Annotated in this window: 21 protein-coding genes; 10 read left to right on the top strand and 11 right to left on the bottom strand. The window is 65.2% G+C overall.

Annotated elements, in window-relative coordinates:
- Positions 1-2: 2 nt before the first annotated feature.
- Positions 3-302, bottom strand: coding sequence for a Dabb family protein (locus LH407_RS08940; RefSeq protein WP_322134338.1), 300 nt, complete (start codon positions 300-302; stop codon positions 3-5).
- Positions 299-553: a glutaredoxin family protein gene (locus tag LH407_RS08935; RefSeq protein ID WP_322134339.1), complete on the bottom strand. Its 255-nt coding sequence runs from the start codon at positions 551-553 to the stop codon at positions 299-301. Before LH407_RS08935 ends, LH407_RS08940 begins: the two co-directional genes overlap by 4 nt.
- 58 nt (positions 554-611) lie before the next feature.
- Here LH407_RS08935 and LH407_RS08930 point away from each other — a divergent pair, with 58 nt between their 5' ends.
- Positions 612-1,355 (top strand): HAD family hydrolase, encoded by a 744-nt coding sequence (locus LH407_RS08930; protein WP_322134340.1) that lies wholly within the window; start codon positions 612-614, stop codon positions 1,353-1,355.
- Position 1,356: 1 nt separating this feature from the next.
- Here LH407_RS08930 and LH407_RS08925 read toward each other — a convergent pair whose 3' ends face one another.
- The 3 genes from LH407_RS08925 to LH407_RS08915 form a co-directional block, all read right to left on the bottom strand.
- Entirely contained in the window at positions 1,357-1,455 is a 99-nt protein-coding gene (locus tag LH407_RS08925; protein ID WP_003792170.1) for a 30S ribosomal protein bS22, read from the bottom strand.
- 107 nt (positions 1,456-1,562) lie between these two features.
- Positions 1,563-1,757: a helix-turn-helix domain-containing protein gene (locus tag LH407_RS08920; RefSeq protein ID WP_179493937.1), complete on the bottom strand. Its 195-nt coding sequence runs from the start codon at positions 1,755-1,757 to the stop codon at positions 1,563-1,565.
- 103 nt (positions 1,758-1,860) lie between these two features.
- Positions 1,861-2,331 carry an ArsR/SmtB family transcription factor gene (locus LH407_RS08915; protein ID WP_322134341.1) on the bottom strand — a complete coding sequence of 157 codons (471 nt, stop codon included), beginning with the start codon at positions 2,329-2,331 and terminating at the stop codon, positions 1,861-1,863.
- Positions 2,332-2,394: 63 nt separating this feature from the next.
- Here LH407_RS08915 and LH407_RS08910 point away from each other — a divergent pair, with 63 nt between their 5' ends.
- Together LH407_RS08910 and LH407_RS08905 are read left to right on the top strand one after the other, a co-directional pair.
- Positions 2,395-3,819 carry a TrkH family potassium uptake protein gene (locus LH407_RS08910; RefSeq protein ID WP_322134342.1) on the top strand — a complete coding sequence of 475 codons (1,425 nt, stop codon included), beginning with the start codon at positions 2,395-2,397 and terminating at the stop codon, positions 3,817-3,819.
- Positions 3,812-4,483, top strand: a complete 672-nt coding sequence (locus LH407_RS08905; RefSeq protein ID WP_322134343.1) for a potassium channel family protein — start codon at positions 3,812-3,814, stop codon at positions 4,481-4,483. The genes LH407_RS08910 and LH407_RS08905 overlap by 8 nt, the downstream gene beginning before the upstream one ends.
- 16 nt (positions 4,484-4,499) lie before the next feature.
- Here LH407_RS08905 and proC read toward each other — a convergent pair whose 3' ends face one another.
- Positions 4,500-5,324, bottom strand: coding sequence for a pyrroline-5-carboxylate reductase (gene proC / locus LH407_RS08900; protein ID WP_322134344.1), 825 nt, complete (start codon positions 5,322-5,324; stop codon positions 4,500-4,502).
- A 39-nt stretch (positions 5,325-5,363) separates the two neighbouring features.
- Here proC and LH407_RS08895 point away from each other — a divergent pair, with 39 nt between their 5' ends.
- The 4 genes from LH407_RS08895 to msuE all read left to right on the top strand — a co-directional run bounded on the left by LH407_RS08895 (position 5,364) and on the right by msuE (position 8,904).
- On the top strand, positions 5,364-6,326 hold the full coding sequence (locus tag LH407_RS08895) for a cation diffusion facilitator family transporter (protein WP_322134345.1): 963 nt from the start codon (positions 5,364-5,366) through the stop codon (positions 6,324-6,326).
- A gap of 42 nt (positions 6,327-6,368) precedes the next feature.
- Positions 6,369-6,734 (top strand): hypothetical protein, encoded by a 366-nt coding sequence (locus tag LH407_RS08890; protein WP_322134346.1) that lies wholly within the window; start codon positions 6,369-6,371, stop codon positions 6,732-6,734.
- Between the two features lie 92 nt (positions 6,735-6,826).
- Entirely contained in the window at positions 6,827-8,323 is a 1,497-nt protein-coding gene (locus tag LH407_RS08885; RefSeq protein ID WP_322134347.1) for an LLM class flavin-dependent oxidoreductase, read from the top strand.
- Positions 8,320-8,904 (top strand): FMN reductase, encoded by a 585-nt coding sequence (gene msuE, locus LH407_RS08880; protein WP_322134348.1) that lies wholly within the window; start codon positions 8,320-8,322, stop codon positions 8,902-8,904. Before LH407_RS08885 ends, msuE begins: the two co-directional genes overlap by 4 nt.
- Here the strand turns inward: msuE and LH407_RS08875 are convergent.
- Positions 8,901-9,332, bottom strand: a complete 432-nt coding sequence (locus LH407_RS08875; protein ID WP_322134948.1) for a nucleoside deaminase — start codon at positions 9,330-9,332, stop codon at positions 8,901-8,903. The genes msuE and LH407_RS08875 overlap by 4 nt on opposite strands.
- A gap of 38 nt (positions 9,333-9,370) precedes the next feature.
- Here LH407_RS08875 and upp point away from each other — a divergent pair, with 38 nt between their 5' ends.
- Positions 9,371-10,003 (top strand): uracil phosphoribosyltransferase, encoded by a 633-nt coding sequence (upp, locus tag LH407_RS08870; protein WP_322134349.1) that lies wholly within the window; start codon positions 9,371-9,373, stop codon positions 10,001-10,003.
- Positions 10,004-10,287: 284 nt separating this feature from the next.
- Positions 10,288-10,977 carry a winged helix-turn-helix domain-containing protein gene (locus tag LH407_RS08865; RefSeq protein WP_322134350.1) on the top strand — a complete coding sequence of 230 codons (690 nt, stop codon included), beginning with the start codon at positions 10,288-10,290 and terminating at the stop codon, positions 10,975-10,977.
- Here LH407_RS08865 and LH407_RS08860 read toward each other — a convergent pair.
- From LH407_RS08860 to LH407_RS08850, 3 genes are all read right to left on the bottom strand, one after another.
- Positions 10,974-11,918, bottom strand: a complete 945-nt coding sequence (locus tag LH407_RS08860) for an NAD(P)-dependent oxidoreductase (RefSeq protein WP_322134351.1) — start codon at positions 11,916-11,918, stop codon at positions 10,974-10,976. The genes LH407_RS08865 and LH407_RS08860 overlap by 4 nt on opposite strands.
- A gap of 113 nt (positions 11,919-12,031) precedes the next feature.
- Positions 12,032-16,135: a DUF5979 domain-containing protein gene (locus LH407_RS08855; protein ID WP_322134352.1), complete on the bottom strand. Its 4,104-nt coding sequence runs from the start codon at positions 16,133-16,135 to the stop codon at positions 12,032-12,034.
- A gap of 318 nt (positions 16,136-16,453) precedes the next feature.
- Positions 16,454-17,050, bottom strand: coding sequence for a TetR/AcrR family transcriptional regulator (locus LH407_RS08850; RefSeq protein ID WP_322134353.1), 597 nt, complete (start codon positions 17,048-17,050; stop codon positions 16,454-16,456).
- Between the two features lie 84 nt (positions 17,051-17,134).
- Here LH407_RS08850 and LH407_RS08845 point away from each other — a divergent pair, with 84 nt between their 5' ends.
- On the top strand, positions 17,135-17,947 hold the full coding sequence (locus LH407_RS08845) for an SDR family NAD(P)-dependent oxidoreductase (protein WP_322134354.1): 813 nt from the start codon (positions 17,135-17,137) through the stop codon (positions 17,945-17,947).
- A gap of 51 nt (positions 17,948-17,998) precedes the next feature.
- Here LH407_RS08845 and LH407_RS08840 read toward each other — a convergent pair whose 3' ends face one another.
- Positions 17,999-23,788 (bottom strand): DUF5979 domain-containing protein, encoded by a 5,790-nt coding sequence (locus tag LH407_RS08840; protein ID WP_322134355.1) that lies wholly within the window; start codon positions 23,786-23,788, stop codon positions 17,999-18,001.
- Positions 23,789-23,994: the final 206 nt, after the last annotated feature.

Here is a 23,994-nt window from a genome sequence, read left to right as displayed (position 1 = left end):
CCTCAGACCTCGATATCGACGCCGGCGCGCTGCGTCGTGTGGCTGTGCACAACCGCTGCCGCAGCCACGTGCTGCGGGTGAACCTGGTATTCGGCGAGCGCCTCGAAGGAGTCGAACTCCGAGAGCAGCACGACGTCCCAGTTCATGTCGAAGTAGGCCTCGTTGGCGTGCACCGTGAGCGTCCGCAGTCCCTCGATGACGTCGACGAGTGGGGTGAGAACAGCGCGGATTTCCTCGGTCGCTTCGGCTTTGGCCGAGTCATCGGTTGCGGCGAGCTTCCACACGACGATGTGCTTGATCATTCTGAGTGCTCCTTGAGTGCTGCGGCGAAGCGATCGGGGTCCACTCGCCAAATGGTGTGCACGCGATCCTCGATGAGAACCACGGGGATCTCGTCCCAATAACGTTGGTTGAGTGCCGCGTCGTCGAGGATGTTGACCTCGTCGACGGATGCCTCGACCCCCGCCCGCGCGATGACCTCGTTCACGGCATCCCGGGCCGCATCGCACAGGTGACAACCGGGCTTGGAGAGCAGCGTCACACGTACGGGCACGACCTCAACCCTAGCCGCGGCGCGGGCGCACCCGCCCCCATCTGTCAGACTGGTAGGGATGCCCGATCTCGCCGACAACGACGCCAGCGACACCCCTGTGATCGCATTCTTCGACGTCGACAACACACTCATGAGGGGCGCGAGTGTCTTCTACGTCGGCCGTGAGGCGTGGCGGCGCGGTCTCATCTCGTGGCGTGACATCGCCGTATTCGCGTGGCATCAGTTCCGCTTTCTCGCCGTCGGAGAGAACCGGAATCATCTCGTCACGGCGAAGGAGCGGGCGCTCGGTCTGGTGACGGGTCACACCGAGGAGGGACTCGTCACCCTCGCCCACGATATTTACGATCGCGACATCGCCCCCAAGCTCTGGCCGGAGACCGTCGCGCTCGCGCGTGAGCATCTCGCCAAGGGCCACGAGGTGTGGCTCATCACGGCGACTCCGCAGTTGGTCGCCGACGTGATTGCGTCACGCTTGGGGTTGACCGGCGCGATCGGCACCAAGGTCGAAGCGCTCGATGGCGTCTTCACGGGGGACCTCGACGGCCATGTCCTTCACGGCGAAGAGAAGGCGGTCGTAGCGACGGCCTTCGCGGATGCCCGGGGTGCCGACCTCGAACTCTGTTGGGCCTACTCGGATTCGAGCAACGACATTCCCTTGCTCACGGCGGTCGGTAATCGCATCGTCATCAACGCGGACGCGAAGCTCCTTGCGCACGCGCGCGAGAAGGGCTGGGAGGTGCTGCCGCTCAAGCGGTCGAGCATCCGAGAGGCGAAACGTTACGTGAAGCGGCAGAGCCGCTGAATTACTTCTTGTTGCGACGCTGGTGACGCGTCTTGCGCAGCAGCTTGCGGTGCTTCTTCTTGGCCATCCGCTTGCGGCGCTTCTTGATGACTGAACCCATAAGGAACCTCTACCGTTCTGAGTGAACTTGTGACGGTTCGCTTCAGAACCGTGGACAGGACAAGCGTTTAGTGTACCGGGTTTCGCCGGTGGGAGTGCCCGGGCCGTTCAGCCGACGTCGGCTATGGGCGTTTCGATCGCCGCGGCGACAGCAGACTCCGGGATGCGGAAGGACCGACCGAAACGCACAGCTGGCAGTTCGCCGGCGTGAACGAGCCGGTACACGGTCATGTTCGAGACGCGCATCATCTCGGCCACCTCGGCGACCGTGAGAAAACGCACGTCGGACAGGTCCTGTGACATCGGCTGTGATCCTTCTGACTCCTGCGCCCCGTGTGACTGGAGTGCTAATCGGTAACACTAGGGGCTGGTGTTACCCGCTGTCCACCCCACGCCTGAGCCGTTTTCAGGCGCGATCGCGGCCGCGCCACGGAGGCGCGGGAAGGCGCTTGCCGACCTGATCAACGACCTGGCGTGCACGATGAGCCCCCTCGGCGGCCCGGCGACCGAGTGTTGACCCCACTTCGGACCCCGCCCATGCCGTGTAGGCGGTCGCAGCACCGAGCTCCTCCGCGTCGATCTCGTCGTCGAAGTCGGCGCTCAAATAGGGGATGAGCCAGTCTTCGACGATCTCGAGAGGAGTGGAGTCAAGGCGGTAGTAGCGGTGCTGTCCTTCTTCCCGCACTGACACCAGTCCGTGGTCGCGCAAGACTTTGAGGTGCTTGGACACCGTGGGTTGGCTGAGACCCAGCACCTCGACGAGATCGCCGACACTGATCTCACCCGTCTCCGAATCGCTCGAGACGTAGCGCGCGAGAAGCGCTCCGAGGATGTCGCGTCTGGTCGCATCCGAAATCACGTCGAAGATATCCGCCATTGGATCAGGCTAGCGGCGCACTCACGCGAGTACCATTGCCACTCGTGCGAGAAGGGCACCGACATGCGAGTTGAGCCCGCGATGCGGACGAGCATCTATGCGCGCCTTCGCGACGGCATCGATTCGTTCGCCGCCGCGACCCCTGCACGCTTCGCCATCACAATCTTCACGAGCTTCGTGCTCATCTTCACTCTCCTCTTCTCACTTCCGATCGCGACGAGCACGGGGCGCCCCGCTCCCCTCGTTGACGCTCTCTTCACGGCCGTGTCCGTTATTTGCGTCACGGGACTCTCGACGGTCGACATGGCGACATACTGGTCCCCCTTCGGCCACGTTCTCGTCTTCATTGGCGTGGAGATCGGTGGCATCGGTGTTCTCACGCTCGCGAGCATCCTCGGTCTCGTGATCAGCCGCCGCTTGGGCCTGCGACAGAAGTTGCTCGCCGCGGGGGACGCGAACCCCCTCCGGATTCACAAGGGGCCGATCTCTGAGGGCCAGGCGGTGCGACTCGGCGAGACCGGCAGCCTCCTCCTCACGGTCGCCGTGAGCGCGCTCATCATCGAGCTAGCCGTCGCGCTCCTCCTGTTCCCTCGGATGCTCATCCAGGGTGTCCCCGTGCTCGACGCGGCGTGGCAGTCCGTGTACCTGTCGGCGATGGCGTTCACGAATACGGGCTTCCTGCCGACATCGGACGGTCTCACGCCCTACGCCGATGACCCGTGGTTTCTGACCGTTCTGATGCTCGGCGTGGTTCTCGGCGCGATCGGATTCCCGGTGATCTACGTTCTGACCAAAAACCTGCGCCACCCCCGGCGTTGGTCCCTCCACGTCAAGATCACCATCCTTACCTTCGCGTTGCTGCTCGTGCTCGGCGCCTTCGCCTACTTCGTACTGGAGTACAACAACCCGAGAACGTTTGGGCCGATGGACCCGGGCCAACGGGTGCTCCAGAGCTTCTTCCTGTCATCGATGGCCAGATCCGGCGGTTTCTCCACCGTCGACATCGCTCAACTCGACTCCGCAAGCCTTCTCGTCACCGACATGCTCATGTTCATCGGCGGAGGGTCTGCCTCCACGGCAGGCGGCATCAAGGTCACAACCCTCGCGATACTCTTCCTCGCCGCTTTCGCCGAAGCTCGCGGACACAGCGACATGGAGGCGTACGACCGCCGCATTCCGGGCGACGTGCTACGACTCGCGGTGAGTGTTGTGCTGTGGGGTGCGACGACCGTTGCGGCATCGTGCATCCTCATCCTGCTGCTCACCGACTCGACCCTCGACTATGTGCTCTTCGACGTGATCAGCGCGTTCGCTACGTGTGGTCTCACGACCGGGTTCACAGCGTCGACGACGGATTCAGCGCAGTACATCCTAGCCGCGACCATGTTTTTCGGTCGCATCGGCACCGTGACTCTGGCCGCGGCGCTTGCCGCGAGCCAGCACCCGAGGTTGTTCAGACGACCGGAAGAGAGGCCCATCGTTGGTTGAGAAGATCCCCCACGACGCACCGGTGCTCGTCATCGGACTCGGACGTTTCGGCGCTGCGACAGCGGGCCAACTGCAGCGGCTGGATCGAGAGGTCCTCGCCATCGATGAGGACCTGGGTCTCGTGCAGAAGTGGTCAGAACGTGTGACACACGCCGTCCAAACGGACGCCAGGAGCATCGACGCCCTCCGTCAGGTGGGTGCGCAGGATTTCGCGATCGCCGTTGTCGCGGTCGGATCGTCCGTCGAGGCGAGTGTGCTCATCACCGCGAACCTCGTCGATCTCAAGATCCCGCAGATCTGGGCGAAGGCGATCAGCCAGTCACACGGCAAGATCCTCGCCCGCATCGGAGCGAACCACGTCATCTACCCCGAAGCGGAGGCCGGCGAGCGCGTCGCGCACCTTGTCAGCGGCCGGATGCTCGACTTCATCGAGTTCGAAAACGACTTCGCGATCGTCAAGATGTACCCGCCGAAGTCAATCCGCGGCATGAGCCTCGCCGAGTCACACGTGCGCAAGAAGTTCGGTATTACGGTCGTCGGCGTGAAATCGCCCGGGCAGGACTTCACGTACGCGACACCCGACACGATCGTCTCCAACCACGACCTCATCATCGTGAGCGGGCAGTCGGCGCAGATCGAGAAGTTCGCCTCGCAATCGAGCTAGCCGGGCCCGGTCGCGGCTAGCTCGCAGCGAGTTCTTTGGCGCGAGCGAGGGCTGCCGCCGTGGCGCGAGCGAACAACGACTCGAGGTCCGCCTCCTGCAGCACGGCGATGGCGCGCTCGGTTGTGCCCTTCGGGCTCGTCACCTTGCGACGCAGCTCCTCGGGGGTGTCATCCGACGCGGCGAGCAGCTGCATCGCTCCGAGGAAAGTTTCGCTCACCAGGAGTGATGCCTGTTCCGGGGAGAACCCGAGCCCCTCCGCCGCGCGCGTGAACTCCTCCACGAGCAGGAACACGTAGGCCGGCCCAGACCCAGACACCGTGCTGAGCGCGTCGATCTTCGCCTCCGGCACTTCCACCACGGTGCCGACCGTCTCAAAAACGGCCCGCACGAGAGCCATATCGTCGTCGGACGACCGTGAGCCGTGTGAGAGCCCGGTCACGGCCCGCCCAACGAGGGCCGGCGTGTTCGGCATCGCTCTGATAACCGAGCCAGGCACAACCGACTCCATCGTCGCCGTCGTCACCCCCGCCGCGACACTCACCACGATCGCGTCGGGCTCGAGAGCCGGAGCGATCTCGATGAGGGTGTCGCGCACCATCGCGGGCTTCACCCCGACAAGCACCACGCGTGCCCCGCGCACGGCCCGGAGGTTGGCGTCGGCATCCGTCTCGAGCGCAAACGACTCAACACCCTCGTGGCGCACGGTCGCCGCTTTCGCCTCGGTACGATTGGTCACCCGGATGCCGCCGTCCACCGTCACCGTCGGGGCGACAAGTCCACCGAGAATGGCGCCCCCCATCGAACCTGCACCGATAATCGCGATCGAGGGGAGAGAGCTCATGGCACCATCCTAGGATTGGCTCATGACGGGATCAGGGGCATGAGCACCGAAGGCGGAACACGCGCAGTCATCGCCGCGCTACTGGCCAACACGGGCATCGCGATCACCAAATTTGTCGCGTTCGCCTTCTCCGGCTCGAGCGCCATGCTCGCAGAGGGTGTCCACTCCGTCGCCGACTCAGGCAACCAGTTGCTTCTCCTCCTCGGCGGCCGTCAGTCGCGGCGCCGCGCCGACAAAGAGCACCCCTTCGGCTACGGGCGTGAGCGGTACGTCTACGCGTTCGTCGTCGCGATCATCCTCTTCTCGGTCGGTGGTGTGTTCTCTATTTACGAGGGAATCGAGAAGCTTCAGCATCCGCACCCGCTAGAGGTGCCGTGGCTGCCCATCCTCGTGCTCTCGATCGCGATCGTGCTCGAGTCCTTCTCCCTCCGCACCGCCGTTCGTGAGTCCAACCGCACTCGCGGACGGCAGAGCTGGGTGCAGTTCGTACGACGCGCGAAACAACCGGAACTCCCCGTTGTGCTGCTCGAGGATGTCGCTGCCCTCCTCGGTCTGACCTTCGCGTTCATCGGCGTCGGGTTGACGATCCTCACGGGCGACGGCACGTGGGACGCCATCGGCACGCTGGCAATTGGTGCTCTGCTGGTCGCGGTCGCGATCATCCTCGGCATCGAGACGAAGAGTCTCCTGGTCGGCGAGGGCGCGAACCCGGAGGACGACACCCGCATCCGCGAGGTCATCAACTCCGACTCCCGCGTGGAGTCACTCATCCACATGAAGACGCTCTACCTCGGACCCGACGAGCTCATGGTCGCCGCGAAGATCGCCTTCTCGCCCAAGGATCGACTCAGTGACGTCGCGCACGCCATCGACGACCTGGAGACGGCCATCCGCTCCGCGGTTCCCGTCGCCCGCGTCATCTACCTCGAGCCGGACGTCTACCACGCCCCCGGCGAGGGCAACCCGTCGACGGACGCGATCGTCATCAAGGGCATCGACTAAAGCCCCTGGCGGCGCGGCCCCACGAGCGGGCACCATGGGGGTATGGACATCCTCCACTCGATCCTCCTGACCGCACACCTTCTGGGCATGGCGGTCATCGTCGGCACGTTCCTCGTGCAGATGCGTAAGAACTCGGACTTCGCTGTCGTGCCCGTGCTCGTCGGCGCGATCGTGCAACTCGTTTCCGGTATCGCTCTGGCCGGCTTCATCCCGTACTACGGCGTCGACCGAAACTTCGAGCTCGTGTACGTGAAGATCGCCGTCAAGCTCGTCATCGCACTCGCCGTTCTCGTCGCGGCGATCCTCGCCTATCGGGCTCAGAAGCGCGGTAGGCGGGTCAAGCCGTTCTTCCACGCCGCAGGAGGGCTCGCACTCATCAACGTGCTTGTTGCCGTGTTCTGGGGGTAACACTTCGTCGCTTGTCGTAACACGATGACGCCCCGTGTTGCTGTGTGACGGGAGACCTTGCGGGTGCGGATGCCCGCGCCGACAGTGGTCGCATGACTTCTTCGCGCATCGTTCTCAACGCATTCGACATGACGTGCGTTACACACCAGAATCCGGGGCTCTGGCGCCACCCCGACAATCGTGCCGACCAGTACAACACGCTCGGCTACTGGCAGGACCTCGCACGCACGCTCGAGCGCGGCAAGTTCGACGCCGTGTTCATCGCCGACGTCGTCGGGCTCTACGACCTTTACCGCGGCACGGCGGCAGCGTCGTTCATCGACGCGGATCAGGTTCCCGTGAACGACCCGCTGTTCCAGGTGCCAGCGATGGCGGCCGTCACGAACAGACTCGGATTCGGCGTCACGGTCGCCGTCACCTACGAGCAGCCCTACCTCCTCGCGCGCAAGTTCAGCACCCTCGATCAGCTCACGGGAGGGCGAGTCGGTATCAACGTCGTGACGAGTTACCTCGACAGCGCCGCACGCAACCTCGGCCTGCAGAAGCAGATCAAACACGATGACCGTTACGGCCTCGCCGACGAGTTCCTCGACGTGACCTACAAGCTATGGGAGGGATCGTGGGAGGACGGCGCCGTTGTTAAGGACCGCGAGCGCGGCGTCTACACCGACCCCACCAAGGTGCACCCGATCCAGCACGACGGGGAGTACTTCACCGTGCCGGGCATCCATCTGAGCGAACCGTCGCCGCAACGCACGCCGGTCATCTACCAGGCGGGTGCGTCGAGCCGCGGCCGTGATTTCGCCGCCAAACACGGCGAGGCGCTCTTTATCATCGCGACGAGCCCGGAGCAGGCGCGGCCGATCACCGATGACATCCGGGACCGCGCGGAGGCGCAGGGCCGCTCGCGCGATTCGGTCAAGATCCTCACCCTGCTCACGGTCGTCACGGCGGAGACGGATGACGCGGCTCGGGCCAAGTACGACGAGTTGGCTTCCTACGCGAGCCTCGAGGGGGGCCTTGCCCTCGCGGGCGGGTGGACGGGTATCGACTTCTCGACGCTCGACCCCGACGTTCCGCTCGAGTACGTGGACAACGACTCGCTGCGCAGCGTGCTCGCCATGTTCACTACGGCAGACCCCGACAAGAAGTGGACGCCGCGCGACGTCGCGGCGTATCTCGCGATCGGCGGGCTCGGCAAGGTGATCGTGGGGGGACCCGAAACGATCGCCGACGAGCTCGAGCGCTGGATCGAGGTGGGCGGTCTCGACGGCTTCAACCTCGCCTACGCCATCACGCCCGGCACCTTCGAGGACTTTGTCGAGTACGTCGTGCCGGAGCTGCAACGCCGGGGACGGGTGTGGGACGACTACCCCGTCGAGTCGGATGGCACGCTGCGTTCGCACCTCTCGGGCGCTCCGACGGGACTCGTCGCCGATGACCATCCCGCAGCCCAGTACCGCGGCGCGCACACAGACGGCGCCTCGGCGGCGACCGGGAGCCTCCCATCACCCTTCGCCGCCGAGGACGATGTCCTCGCACAGCTGCAGGGCGAATCGGATCTCGTCGCGAGCGACACACCACGATGAGCGCCAGACCACTCAAAGTTGTCGCGGTGTGCGGCAGCCTGCAGCTGCCGTCGAAGTCGCAGGCGCTCCTCGACGCCATCGTCGAGGAGCTCGGCGAGAAGCTCGACATCACCACGACCTCGATCTCCCTCACCGATCTGGCACCGACGCTCGCCGGATCGCTGTCGCGATCCACCGTTGGCCCACAGCTCGAGACCGCTCTGCGCGAGATCGAATCGGCCGAGCTGCTGGTCGTTGTGAGTCCGGTCTACCGTGCGGCGTTCTCCGGCCTGTTCAAGCACCTGTTCGATCTCGTCGACCAGCGAGCGCTCGAGGGCACACCCGTGCTTCTCGCCGCCACGGGCGGCAGTGAACGCCATTCCCTCATCCTTGAGCACCACCTGCGACCGCTGTTCTCGTTCTTCCAGGCGGTGACCCTGCCACTCGGTGTGTACGGCGTGGAGAGCGACTTTGTCGACTACCGCATCGCAAGCGATTCGTTGCGCGAGCGTGTGGAGCGCGTTGTCGAGCGAGCGGTTCCCCTCATCCGACACATCCACCCGGAGGTCACGGAGCGCGCCGAGCATCCGGCGTCCGTCTAACGGCGCTCCTCGAAAAACGTCGCGAGCAGGTCGGCGGCCTCGGCGGCACGGATGCCCGGCACCACCTCGACACGGTGCGGTAGGCGGCGGTCCCTCAGGAGGTCGTAGGTGCTGCCGGCAGCACCCGCCTTCTCGTCCCACGCGCCGAACACCACTCGCGGGATGCGTGACTGGAGAATCGCTCCCGCGCACATGGTGCACGGCTCGAGCGTGACAACAAGGGTTGCCTCGTCGAGCCGCCAGGAACCGAGTCGCGCTGCCGCGGCACGAATCGCAACGAGTTCGGCGTGCGCTGTGGGGTCGGCGTCGAGTTCGCGTCTGTTGCGACCCGCGCCGAGCACGGTGCCCGCGGCATCCACCACAACAGCCCCGACGGGCACGTCCCCGGTGCCGCGCGTGAGTTCCGCCTCGGCGATGGCGAGGCCCATCCAGTCGGCGTAGAGCGCGTTCACAGTAGATTGAGCCTATGCGAGTCCACGTTGCCGACCACCCGCTCATCACGCACAAGCTCACGGTGCTGCGGGATCGAACCACGCCGTCGCCTACCTTCCGTGCTCTCGCGGAGGAACTCGTCACCCTCCTCGCCTACGAGGCGACGCGCGGTGTGCGCACCACGGAGGTGACGATCCAGACACCCGTGGCTCAGACCACGGGTCTCGCCATCAGCGACCCCCGCCCGCTCGTCGTCCCCATCCTTCGCGCCGGGCTCGGCATGCTCGAGGGAATGGTGAAGCTCATCCCGACAGCCGAGGTCGGATTCCTCGGGATGGTGCGCAACGAGGAGACCCTCCAACCTGACATCTACGCCGAGCGACTCCCCGATGACCTCTCGAACCGTCAGTGCTTCGTGCTCGATCCCATGCTCGCGACGGGCGGCTCACTCATTGCCGCGATCGAGTACCTCTTCGAGCGTGGCGCGGTGGATGTCACGGCCGTCTGCCTGCTCGGAGCCCCCGAGGGCCTCGCCGCTGTCGAGAAAGCCACAGAAGGTCGCGATGTCACGATCGTTCTCGGAGCACTCGACGAGAAGCTCAACGAGGTCGGATACATCGTGCCGGGGCTCGGGGATGCAGGAGACCGCCTCTACGGCACCGTCTGATTCTTGTTCTAGCGGCGACTCTGTGCAATAGTTCTCTGCATGACTGTTCGCGCGTATGCCCTGACCACCTCCGAGGTGATGGGTTTCAGCGCGTCCATGTGTTGTCGAATGTGTGCGTAATCGGCTCTGGGGCTTAAAAAAGCCCGCCGCCGAGTCACCATCGACGTGACTCCCGGGTCTGCGCCCTCATCACGGCCAGACCTGTAGCTCCACCCGCAGTACCCCGAAGGATCACAACCCCATCATCAGGGGCCCTTCACCTCCAGCTCAAGGATCACAAGCACATGTCTATTGCCACCATTGACCGCGCCCCCGAGGCGATCACCACCCCCACCGTGCCTGCCGCACCCCGACTGCGCGCCGTGCCCTCCGGCACCGAGGCACGAGGCTTCGTCGTCTACGTCGGCATCGACGAGGCGACGGCAGCAGCTGCCGGAACCTCGCTCGGCGCCCTCGTCGAGAAGATCAAGGGGGTCCTCCACGAGGCCGTCCCCACGATCGAGACGCACGCCGCCGTCGCCCTCGCACCCGTCGGTGCCGGTGGTCGCGACGTCGATGTCGTTCGGCTCGCCCTCCACGACCCGGCCGCGCTCGCACGCCACCGCCACACGGAGGAAGAGGCACCGAGTCCCAAGCACCGCACAGGAGTTGTCATCGACATCTCCCGCAAGCGTGTTGTGCTCGACGGGGACGTCGCTGCCCTCACCTACAAGGAGTTCGAGCTTCTGCAGTACCTCGTGCTGCGCGAAGGTCGTACGATCGACCGCTCGGAGCTCATCTCCTCGCTCTGGGCTGTCGGCGACGACGAGATCCCCAACGAGCGCACGATCGACGTCCACGTTCGTCGCCTCCGCGCGAAGCTCGGCGACTACGAAGACATCGTGCGCACCGTTCGCGGGGTCGGATACCGCTTCGACCGCCACGCGGACGTGTCGATCCGTCAGGCCTCCACTCCGAGTCCCGACTTCTTCTAGGCTCGCCGCGCGTGTTCGGCCCCTGGGCCGAGCACTGCGTTCGCCGGAGGTTCACCGGCGGCGAGGCGTCGTGATTGCTCGAGCACCACGCGGTCTATTCGCGCCGTCATGGCGTCGGTGTCGCCGCCGCCATGCGGAGTGATGATGACACCCGGGGATGCCCACAATGGATGCCCGACAGGAAGTGGCTCGGGATCAACAACGTCGAGCGCCGCCCGCAACCTGCCCTCCGAGGTCTCGCGCACGAGGTCGTCGGTCACGACGACGGGGCCGCGGGAGACGTTGACGAGTAGCGCCCCATCCTTCATCCGCGCAAGGAACGCCGCATCGGCGAGACCCCGGGTCGTGTCGTCGAGGGGCATGGCGAGGATGACGATGTCAGCGGAGGCGAGGGCATCCGGCAGCTTGCCCATGGGCTGCACGAGGCCGAACTCGTCCGTGCGTTCGGTGCGGGCGAAGCGGTGCAACTCCGGGTCGAACGGTGCGAGTCGCGTCGTGATCGCGCGGCCGACACCACCCACGCCGACGAGTACAACGGATTTGCCCGCCAGACCCGGGGTGCGAACGTGGTTCCAGAGGCCGTCCGACTGGTCGGAGAGGGCCTCGGGGATCCCGCGCTGCGCCGCAAGCACGAGTGCGAGCGCGAGTTCCGCCGTGGATGCCTCGTGCACCCCCACGGCGTTGCAGTAGGTGACTCCCGGCGGAAGGTACGAGGCGATTCCGTCGAAGCCGAGCATCTGGGACTGGACGAGGGCGACCCCTGCGCCATCGAGTCTGGACAGGTAGTCGGCGGTGATGAGGTAGGGCAGCACGAGGAGGTCCGGAGTCGTCGGTGGCTGCTCGCCCCCCGCCTCCCACACGATGTAGGTCGCGCTCGAGTCGACGGCGCTGAGACGCTCCCGCATCCCCCCGTCGGGGACCGCTATGACGTGCTTGCCCATGACGCTCGATTCTTCCCGCTCAGCGCGAATGTCGCCCGCGCGACACGACACCGGGATCGACCTCACCCCGATGGAGGTCGACCCCGGTGCGCGGGATTACCCTCCCGCGGTCGCTACTGCGCGTCGCGCGCTCGACGCCCTCTCAGAGCGAGCAACACCAGCGCAGTGCCGACAACCATGACGATGCCGCCAATGACGAGCGGCCCGACGATGAGTGAGCTTCCCGTGAACGCGAGACCGTTGCCGCCGGTTCCGGACACGACCGGGTAGGTGTTGGTGACGGTGATCGTGTGCCCCTGGGGGTTCGCGATGACAACACCGTCGGTGGTTCCGCCGGTCGTGGTGTCGTCGGTGTCCACGGTCGTAACGATGACTCCCGACGGCACATTGGTCTCCGTCACCGCACACACGGTGCCCGCGAGGACCTGGATGGTGCGTGACTGACCGTGCGAGAGTGTGAACGCCGCGTCATCCGCAGCCAACGGATAGGGGTCACCTTCCCGCGTGCAGTCGAGTTCGAACGTGAACGGTCCGGGCAAACCGGCGCCCTTCACGATCTTGCGAACGGTGATGTCGACGAAGTCGAACGTGTTGGTCGCCGTGATCGTGAGGGTCTGCTCGGTGTCACTCGACCCGACGATCGCCGCGTCATCGAAGGACGTGTAATCGACAACGGCACTGTCTGCCCCGCGTGTCTCGGTCTCCTCGCCGAAGCAGTGCGCGCCGAGCGGCAGGAGGACCGGGTCACCGTCGGCATCAACGACGGGCACCGTCTCTCCACCTCGAAGGGTTGCCGTGCCGGAGTACAGCGTTCCGATGATCGTCTCACCGCCGTCGTTCGTGGTCTCGATCTGACAGGTGACGAGCACCTCGAACTCGAGGTCTGCCACGGCATCCGATTCCGCAGCATCCCCCTCGAGGACCTTGGTGACCTCGACGATTCCCTGCGAGAAGTGGTTGGTGAGTTCTGCGGTCACGGTGCTCGTCGCCCCGATCTCGACGATGACAGGGGCTGGGGTCGCATCCGCTCCGCCGTTGTCGGTCTCGGTGACCGTGCAGCTCGCGCCGGCCGGAAGGCCGTCGATGATCTCGCTCGTCACCGCGGCGGCACCCTCGGCGGGTGTCAGGGTGACTGTGTCGGTGAGAACGATCTCACCGTCGAAGGTGCACACCACCTCGAACACGAAGGGCCCGGCGCCGAACGCCTCGCCTCCTGGCCCAGCAATCACCTTGTTGATGACGAGACCACCGAAGAACTGGTACCCGAAGTCGACGTCGGTGAGCACGGTGTCGACTCCGAGTTCGACATCACCCGAGTCGCTGTCGAGAGTGCCGTCGAGGTCGTAGGTGTTGGTGCCCCCGGTCGGCGGCTGCACTACAACGCGGTACTGGCCGGAGTGGTAGTCCTCGAAGACGTAGTAGCCATTCGCGTCTGTCACGGTCGTGACCGGGGTGGTGCCGTCGGCGGCGAGAACGGGAGTGCCGTCGGCGTTGAGAAGCGAGACCGTCACACCGGGGATGCCGGGCTCGCCGTCATCCGCGCCGTTGCCGTTCTCGTCGCTCCACACCGTTCCCGAGATGTCGCTCGCGACCACCTCAACGATCACCGGGTTGCCCTCCGGGAACGGGTTGCCCGCGACGGGGTCCGCCAGGTCGATGTTCACGCGCCCGGTGAGGGTATTGGCGTAGATGTCGCCGTCGGACTGACCTACGACGTCAAGAACAACGCGCATGCCGCCGAGACCGGCTTCACCGTTGAGGAACACCGGAACACTCGCTCGGAGCGCAGTCACGCCCGAGATTCCGCTGAAATCACCGCCAGCCGGTGCCGGGAGCCACGTGGTCCCGGTTGCGGGTGCCGCACCGATCGAGCCCGGCGCGTCGGTTGTGTACTCGAGGGTGTAGCTCGCCGCGTCGGCTCCGAGGATCGTGGCGCTTGCGAGTGTCGCCGTCCCCGTGAACGAGGTGCCGCGTCCATCGCCGTTGTACGGCAGAACGTCAACAAAGTGGGTGAGACCCTGCGCCTCTGACTGGAAGTTGAACCACGAGTTCGTCCACGAGACCTGCGGGTCGCGAACCTCGATCTGCGGGTCGTCGGCGACCTTCGATTTACCGAGCACATCTGCCTGGCCGACCGTCGTGACGGCGGTGGCGGTACGAGCGATCTCGGCCTGAGCTGTCTCGTTCGCGAAGATCACCGCGGAGTTGATGATCGTGCCGGACGCGGGACGAAGCGCCGAGCTCGTCGCCGAGAACACGATCGGTGCGAGGGACTGGCCCGTGGTGACCGCGCCGCCGCCGGGGAGGTAGCTGAAGACGAGAACAATGCCCGAGACGTCGTCGCTCGTGCCGGGGATGCCATCGGGCCCTGGGTCGCCGGGCGTCTGCGAAACACTCCAGTCGGGGTCAACGCCGGAGACGTCGACGGACACGATCGACGTGGGCAGTGTGTCGGTGACGATAAGCCCCGTGACCTCGGACGGCTGGCCCCCGAGGGGAGTGTTGACCGCAGGGTTCATTGTGTAGGTCAGGGAGCTGCCGGAAGCGATCGCCGGCTTGTCGACCGACTTCGCGAGGCTCAACACATTGGTGGAGGTCGTCACGAAGCGGGTCCAGAATGGCGGGTTCTCCGCCTCGTCGGCGTAGAACTTCGCCGTGTCGGGCACCGTTCGATTCGGCAACTCCACAACATCGAAGGGGACACTCGCCACATACCAGGGCTGGGTGTACTGGTGACTCGTGCCGTCACCGATGTATCGAATCCGAATGCCCCGCACGGTCGTGACGTCGAAGGCGGGGTCGCTTCGTGAGAACCATGTCAGTGTGGCGGGATCCACGGAGGTTCCATCCTGCGTGGTGTAGGTGATCTCGACCTCGGATGCCGGAAGCTCCGGGCCCCCGGCACCGCCGACGTAGATGTCGCCGTCGGTTCCGTGGAGCTGCTGCTGGGTCGGATCCCAGAAGTCGTAGTTGATCGCGTTGGTGGCGGGAACAACCTCGCCGGTGAGGCGCGTCGTGAGCTGGAGGTAGGACCGCGAGAAGATCACAGCTCCGGGGCTCACGATTCCGCTCGTCACGTTCGCATGCGCAGCCGAGCCGGAAGGGTCAACACCGAGGACGGGATTGTCGGCGTCGAGCGCGACGTAGATTTCCTTGCCGGTCGTCGCGTTGATACCACCGACAATCGGCTCCTGAAGGCTTCCCGTGCCCGTGTTGTTCGATGGATCTTCGTCGGTGAATCCTTCATCAACCGACGCCGTGTTGTCGACGCTCACGAAGGCCGGCTCATCGGTGGGCGCGGGAAGCTCGGAGGCGCGGAACCACATGCGGACCGTGACACCCCACGGCACGTCACCCACACCGGTGGCACCGGTCACCACGATGTCGGTGCCCGAGAGCGTCGGTGTGCCGTTCGTCGCCTCGATCAGCTCGATGTGCGGAGCTGAGAGCGGGAGGGAGAGCGTGAAATCGTCGTTGATCGTGAAGGGATCCGGAAAGTCCGTCGCAAGGGAGCCGTAGCTCGGCGCCCCGAGCGGCTGTTGGATGACGATGCGGAAGTCGATGTACGACCCGAGTTCTTGACCCGAGCCGAAGTCGTGTTGGGCGTTGCCCTGGCTGCGATAGAGGAACTTCGACACATCCATCTTCGGCGTGCCGACGACCTCGATCGGGTCCGCCGTCACCGTCGTCTCTCCCACCCCGTCGGTCACCACGAGGGTGGGCGTGTAGTTTCCGACCGTCGCATTGGATGTCGGCACAGCACACAACGGTCCCAGCTGAAGGATGGTCGAACCCGGCGGGATCGTGATCGTGGCGGTGAGGGTCTGCCCCGTGGCCACGTCACCGGTGATCGCATAGCTACTCGTGTAGAGGTCGCTGTCGCTCACGAGTGTGACGAGGGATGCCTCGGTCCAGGCCCAGCCCGCGGGAAGGGCCTGCGCGAACGTACCGTCCGTGAGCCCCGCCGACGAGACTGCCCACGTGAAGCACACGGAGTCGTTTGTGCCGACGATGCCGTTGTGGAGGTCGTTGTCGAGGACGGGCGACACCGTCTTGTCGCCGTCCGAAGCCACTGTTATCGACGGGCTGTCGACGGAGCCCGTGGCGGCCGAAACGGGAGCGGCCGTAGCCGCTACGAAGCCGGTGGCGAGGGCAAGGGAGAGGAGCGCGGCGGCCCATCGCGAGGGAGAAATGGTTGTGAGAGAGGTGATGTTCATGAGGTGCTTCCGTAGCGGTCGGTACTCGAGTCCGCAAAAGTGGGGACAGAGATGAGAGGCATAGAAGCGCGATCCATGACGCGATATGCGAGGAAAAATTTCGCGAGTCAGCCACTCGGCGAACTCGCAGGAAAAATAACGGAATGGTAACTAGACAGCGTTACCGTTCCGTTATACATTCATAGAGCAGAAGTTGTTTGCTGTGGCAGCTTCAGCGGAATGTGATTGCAGGACACTCTTGGTGCAAGGGAGAGGGTCGGTTTCCCGCCTCGGAAACCGACCCTCAATCCTGTTAACGGCTCCGCATCCGTCCGGGGCCTATGACGCCGGGAGAAAGTCCTCCACCAGCTCCTCGATCGGCACCGTCCAGCGTGTGCCCGCCTTGTGAATGGCGAGCGACACAATCCCGTGGAGGCCGATCGCGAGGCGATCAACCGCGACATCGCGGGGCGTCCTGTGTGCGGTCCGGATGCTCAGGTCAAGCGCATCGATGAGCGCGAACATCCGATCGTAGAGTTCTGTGGAAGCACTGTGGAACGCCGCTTCTGGGGGCAACTGGTCCGCGCTCTCGAAGAGCAGCTGGTACATGCCGGGATTGTCTAGGCCCCACCGCACGTACGCGAGAGACAGTGCTCTCAACCGCGCGCGGGGGCTCCCGTTGGGGTCGTCCTGCGCGAGAACAACCCGCTCGAATCGTCCGTACTCTTCCTGCAGCACCGCGTGCATGAGCGCGTGCTGAGAGGGAAAGTGCCGATAGACGGCAGCCGCCGAGACCGAACACGCCCGAGCCACCGCTCTCAGCGAGGGGATCGCGACGGGATGGGGGCCGGATGCGAGCGCCGCCGCCGCGGCGAGCAACTCACCGCGTAGCTGGTCGCCCTCACGGCGGGCAGCCTGACCCGCTGTTGCATTCATCACCCCCATCGTACCCCCGGTTGACACATGTTAACCAGGTGTGGTTAACATGTGTTCACCAATCGACCAGATACGAGGAGACCTATGGACTACAGCACATCGACCGCCCTGATCACGGGGGCGAGTTCAGGAGTAGGGGCCCAGTTCGCCGTCGACCTTGCCGCGCGGGGAGCAGATCTCGTGCTCGTTGCCCGACGTCACGATCGACTCGAGGAACTCCGCCATCGACTGGAGAGCGACCACGGGAGCAAGGTCACGATCGTGCCGCTCGACCTGGCCGAACCGCACCCCGCTGCGGCGCTGCGTCGCGCTCTCGAGGAGCGCGGCATCCGCATCACCATGCTTGTCAACAACGCCGGACTCGGGTCTAGCTCATCACTGCTCTCTGCCGCCCCGGATGTTGTCCACGATCAGATCGCCGTCAACATCAGCGCGCTCGTAGACCTCACGCGCGAGTTCCTCCCCGACCTCATCGCCTCCGGCAACGGGGTGCTCGTGAACGTGGCGAGTATGGCAGCTCTGCAGCCCATCCCCGGCCTTGCCGTCTACGCAGCATCGAAAACCTTCGTGCACCGTTTCACGTCGGCGATTGCCTACGAGGTGCGCGACGAACCCGTCAAGGTGCTCACCCTCGTGCCGGGGGCAACACGCACCGAGTTCTGGCAGACGGCGGGGATGGTCGAGACCGGAACGTCCTTCGAGACCCCGGCGGATGTTGTGGCGACGGCCCTGACCGCGCTCGATCGACGCCGCACGCCGCTCGTGGCCATCTCCGGCCCAAGGAACCGGGCCATGGCACGACTCCTCGCCCTGCTGCCGCTCTCCGAGCGGATGATCCTCAACGCGGCATCACGAGCTCGTGCGGCGTCCAACCCTGGGCCGGTTGCCGCCGGCTGAACGGAACAGCGGGCCGTCCGATCCCGATAATCGAACGGCCCGCCTGGTCGGCTAGTTCCGCATACCGCCGACCTCCCCGCGACGACGCCTTCCGATGAACACGATGAGCGCACCGAGAAGAAGCGCGACACCCCCCAGGAGGAGCGTCGGGTTCACTCCCCCACCGGTGTGGCCCAGCTCGTGCTGGGGGCCATCGGCCGACAACGCCGGGAAGCGGTTGGTGATCGTGATCTCGTGGGGCTTCTCCGAATCGGCGAGGACGATTCCGTCGCTGTCGCCGCCCGAGCTCTCGGCATCCGTGTCGTGCAGGATGACCGTGGCATCCGTCGGCGCGTCCAGCTCCGCCGCCATGCACTCGACGCCGTGCAAGACCTCGATGACCCGCGTCTGACCGTGGGACAGCGTGAACTCCGCATCCGCCGGATCGAGCGGGAACGGTTCCCCGTCAGCCGTGAGGCAGGTGAGCTCGAACGAGTACGGTCCAGCAGCTCCGTTGCCGGTCACGCGCTTGGTCACTCGGATCTCGGCGATGTCGAAGGTGTTGGTTGCCGTGATCTCGAGCTGCTGCTCGTCTTCACTCGCGCCGACGACAACAGCACTCTCGTAGGAATCAGCATCGACGTTCACCTCCGTCGCACCACCCGTCGAGGTCTCCTCGGCGAAACAGTGCGTGCCGATGGGAAGCGGAATCGGATTACCCTCGGCATCCTCGATGGCGATGGTCTCGCCGCCCCGGATGACCACGGTGCCCGAGTGGACGGTGCCGAGCACCGGTTCCCCTTCATCGTCGGTCGACTCGAGTTGGCACGTGACGAGAACCTCGAACTCGAGGTCCGCGACGTAATCCCATTCGGCCGCCGTGCCGTCGAGCACCTTGGCGAGCTCGAGGTAGCCAACGGAGAAGGCGTTCGTGAGCTCGGCGATCACCGTGTTCTGCTGGTCGTTGTCGACGATCTCCACGGTCACCGGCGCAGGAGTGGCATCCGCACCGCCGTTGTCCGTCTCGGTGACCACACACGAGGAGCCGAGCGGCAGACCCGTGATCGGGTCGCTCGTGACGGTTGTCGCCTCCCCCTCGAGCGAGAGCGTGAGTTGATCGTCGTAGACGGTGCCGCCGTTGAACGTGCAGACCACGTCAAATGTGAACGGTCCGGAACCGAACTCCTCGAGACCCGGGCCGGTGACGACCTTGTTGATCACGAGCGATCCCGCTGTGGTCGCGTTGGCGGTGTCGACATCGGTGAGGGTTGTACCACCGCCGGTCGGAGTGCCTTCCACGGTCGCGGTGTTGGGCGTGATGTTGGCCGTGATTGACGCGGTCTCGCACGTCCAACTCTCGGATGCTCCGGGGGCGAAGTCCGCGAAGGCCGCGACATCCTCCTCCGTCGCCGCGCACTCCGGCGTCACTTCGTCCGTGACTTCGACACCCTCGAGGTACTGGTCTCCCGTGTTGGTGACGATGATGCGCCAGAGCACGGCCGAACCGTAGGGGCGCTGGGTCGTCTCCGTGTCCGGCCCGACGCCTGCGACGCCGTCGACCGACCAGCCGCCCTCGCCGAGTGCTGCTTCCGGGTCGCACGAGTTGTCGGCCAGGGTGCATACCTCTTTCTCGATGTCGATGCCCGGCGCCTGCTGGAGGGCGAGATCGATGGAGAGGTTAGAGAACGGGTCGGTTGTCGTCGGGTCGACGATGCCGTGGATGTTCTCGCCCGTCGGTTCGTCCCCGCTAACGGCGGACGTCTGCGGATCGACGGATGCCGAGAGCGTGAACGTGTTCGAGACGATCGAGCCTCCCGGACCTCCGATAGCGTCGTGCGAGACGTCGTCGTTCTCATCGACTGCGACTTCGCCAGCACCAGCGGCAGGGGCACTCGTGATCGAGTAGCCCTCGAGGAGGCCTCCGGCACCAAACTCGCTTGCCGGGATCTCGACGTGGTAATCGCCCGGGGGAAGCTCGGTGAAGAGGTACGTGCCGTCGGTCGTGGTCGTTGTGGCCACGAGCACGTCACCGTCCATTCCCTCGTAGTAGAGGTTCACCGTGACGCCGTCGGGCACGAGTCGATCGCGCTCCTCCGTGTACGCGCCGTCACCGTCGCGATCCTCGAAAACGAGGTCGCCCACCGAATGCGAGACCGTACGAACGGTCACGCGGTTCGAGGCGAGGATCTGGTAGTCGCCACCCGCCGACTGGAAGCTTTCGGTGAACGCTGTGAAGCGGTCGGAGTAGAGATCACCGGCGGCGTTCGCATCCTCCGAGAACGGGTTACTCGTGTCGCCGGCCTGCAGCCCGAACCTGATCGTGACGCCGCTCGTGGCAAGCCCCGAGATCGGGGTGAGGTCCGCGTCGCCGACGAACTTGATCGCGGTGACATTCGAGAAGTCGCCGAGCAGTTCACCTTCGGTGAGCCAGGTGTTCTGGGCATCCTGGTTCAGATCCTGGTGAATGGTCGCCGGGTTCTGGATCGAGTAGTAGAACGTGCCGGAGTAGGCACCGCCCGTCATGTTCTCCGCCGTCGGCGCCTCGATGAGCTCGAGCGAGCCTTCGAAGTCGGAGGCCGGCGAGCGGTTCACCCCACCGAGCGGGGTGGCGTCACCGTTGAACGGGAAGACCTCGATGAACGTCGGTGCGCCCACCGTGAGCGTCTGGCTGAAGTTCTGCAGCGACATCGTGTAGCGCTGATCGTCGTTGAGAACGTCGAGCGGGGCATCCACCGTCTTGCGCAGCTTGAGCTCGCCGGTCTGCTCGAGTGTGACCGTGTGCTGGTCGCTCGGTCGCGTCGGAGACCCCTGGTACTGGATGGTCGCGGTGTTCACGAGAGCGGTGCCTTGCGGTGCCAGCGGATCGCTCACCGTGCAAATGCGACGGTTCGGCACGGGGGTATTCGGGAGCCACTCGCCGAGGTTCCAGGTGAGTGTGGTCTGACCGGCCGACGGGGTGTCGTACTGGACGATATCCGCGGGAGTTCCCCCGGCGATGTCCGCAGTGCAATCGGGGTCGTAGTCAGCGTAGTTCGGTAACACATCGACGATCTGGAGGTTGTCGACGGGTGCAGGCTCTTCGCTCGTGCCGTTGACGCTCGCGAGGATCTCCCACACGATCGGATTGCCAGCGACCGCGTTGCCCGTGTTGCCAGCCGCTGCGGCTCCGTCGCCGATGCCGTCGACCGTGATGGTCTGCTTCTGCAAGGCGAGGGTCGCCCGCGAAATGGTGACGCGATCCCCGTCCCCGTGGCCGTTCTCCGGTGACGGCGAGTAAGCCCTGCCAGTCCAGGCCCCTCCGTTCACTTCGTCAGAACGGACGGCGCCGAAGTTCGCGAGAACAGCACCCGACGGGAGGTCTTCTCCGTCGTTCGGACCCCCGTGGAACTGCGATCGGATACGGATACCGAAGTCCAGGCGGTTGTTGAAGCCGACAGGGAGCAGCGTCTCTTCGCCCGTGTCCGGGTCGATTCCGGGGCGCACTCGAATCGCGTTTACCTCGTCGATGCCGCCAGGAACGGCGGTGGGGTCGACGAACCATCCGTCTTCCGGTGCGTCGTCGTCGCAGCGAACGGCGGCCTGAGCGGCCCAGTTTCCGACGTAGCGGCCCGTAGTCGAATCGAAACCGCCGGAAAGAGGATCGTCGGTGGCAATGTCGAAGTGTGCGAACTCGATGATCCACTTGGCATTCCAGGCCGCGCGGTCCGGAACCTTTCCATCATCGGGCGAGAGCCAAGCCCAAATGTCTCCCGTTCCTCCGTTGACGGTCTCCTCCGAGGGCACCAGGACGGCCATCGAGTTGTCGAAAACGTCGCACATGCGGCCGTTCGTAGCGGGGGCAAGTCCCTGCGTTGGCACGAAGTCAAAGTGGGTGTCGACCACTTGCCCCGGCTGCATCTGCGCGTCGCCCGCGTGCGGCGACGTCAATCCGGGAAGGAGATTCCACTGCGGTGCATAAAGGTCGCTGTGGTTGAGGAAATACTTCGTGAAGCCGTAGCCCGGTGGCAGCTTTTGGAAGTACGTCGGGCCGATGACGTTGTCAGACTTGGTCGGCGTCGACGTGTTCGTCCCGGACGGGTCGCAGAAGGGCATCTCGGGATCGGTGATCGCGATGCCATCCACCGACTCCGGTTCGCACCATCCCGGTTCGCGTCCGTCGCCGAAGTTGCTCGCTCCCGAGATGCCGTCGGGATCGAAGTCGCCGACACGATTGAAGAGGGCAAGGCTCCCGGACTCGTTGTCCGGGTCGCCGTCCGCGTTCTCGATGGAGGCGAGGGGGATGAAGATCTGGATGCGATAGGAGGCCACGTAGTACGGCCCCGCCGACAGATCGATGTTGCCGGCAGCCCACTGAGGGTAGGTCGTGCCGCTGAGGTCGATGTTGTCGAGCGTCATCGAGTAGTCGCTCGTAAGGTCGGACGGGTCCGTGCGGGCCATGGTGCAGGAGCCCGAGTTCGAGACAGTCCAGCCGGGGCCGAAGTCACCCCACGACGGGGCATTGCCGCCCACCGTGCCGTACCACCCGTTCGGGTTGGGCATGCAGTTCGTGATGGCGTATTCGAATCCGGGGTACGGATTGATGCCGTCGCCGAGGAGCGCGAAAACATCCTCGGTCATGGTGACCGGCTGCTCGAACGCCTCGACTCCCACGCGTTTGTTGGTCTTGATCTGGATGACCGCATACGTGTAGTAGCCGGGCTCTGGCCCGCGACCAATATCTCCGGTGCCCTCGTCCTGGTTGAAGAAGCCCTTCTTCTCGATCTCGTACGCCGGGGCGGCGGTGATGTCGATGGGTCCGTACGGGTACTCGGCCGTGGGAACGGCGGTCGGGACATCCGTTGCCTCGGGGTCGACCGCGTAGGCGCGCGCGATCGTGTCGAAGGAGGAGCCGTTGGGCGACTCCGCGGAGATCTTGACGACCGGCTGGATCGTGACGGCGTCCCCAGTCTGGGTCCACTCGCCGAGGTTGCAACGGAGGGTCACCGAGGTCGTGCCTGCGGGGGCTGGCTGGCCCTCGGGGATGACGGTGCCGTCCTGATCGATGATGACACTCACGGGTGACGCGCCACCGCCACCGGCGGGCTTGCAGCGTGCGGGGATACGGACGAAGTTGGCGAGGGCGCCGTCGTGCAGCTCGATGGTCTGCTCGAGGATGACCGCCTCGAGGTTCTCCGACAGGTCATCGAGACTGGAACCCGCCACTGCCCACGTGAAGGTCACGAGGTCGGCCGTACGCACGACGTCGTCATCGATGGCGCAGTCGTTGCCGGCCTGGGGACATACCGAGTCGAACGGGGTTGTGCCGGTGTAGACGGCGGGGCCGCCCAGTGCGGAGTCGGCGGGGAGTGTGAGGTTCAGGTACCAATCGGGGCGCACAAGGGTGTCGACCACGGTTGTGCTGCCGGATGCGAGGGTCATCGGCGCGGAGAGGCCGACCTGCTCGTCGGCCGTGCGTGGTGTCTGGTTGCTGCCCGCAGCGTCGGTGATGGAGTAGCGAGTGTCCGCGACCTCCGCCTTCACGCGCACATTGCCATCGGCGCACGTGGGGCCGAGGTCGATGTCAGCGAAAGACCACGCGCCCGCGGCATCCGACGTCGTCGTGAGGATGCTCGTGCCGGTCGCAACGCACACGACATCGATCTGCACTCCACCGAGGCCAGGCTCGGCGGTGCCCTCGGCGGTTGTCGCGTCTATGGCGCCGTTCGCGTTGGTGTCGAGGGTCACGGTGCCGGACAGACTCGTGATGACCGGATCGGCGCTGGCGACGCTTGGCACAGCGAAGACGAGCGCGGCCGACACGATCGTTGCGACGGCGGCGCGCACACGAACGCGGCGGCTCAAGTTGGCGGATTGTCTGGACATGGTGAACTCCTCACACGCCTCGCTGCGCGTCGGATCGCGCGAGGTCGGTCCGCTTGTCGGGTGCGGACGTGAGAAGTGTCCGGGGGATGCGAATGAACCTCAAGCAGGCGTCAGTGGGCGATGCCTGGGAGACGACTTTGAAACCCCCCAGTCGGGGGAACCAGGCTGCGTGGTGCGGGGTGTTAGGTGGTAACGGGGTGGCAAAA

Origin of the sequence: Antiquaquibacter oligotrophicus (assembly GCF_020535405.1) — a bacterium.
Classification (GTDB): Bacteria; Actinomycetota; Actinomycetes; order Actinomycetales; family Microbacteriaceae; genus Rhodoglobus; species Rhodoglobus oligotrophicus.
This window is presented reverse-complemented; position numbering and strand designations above follow the sequence as displayed.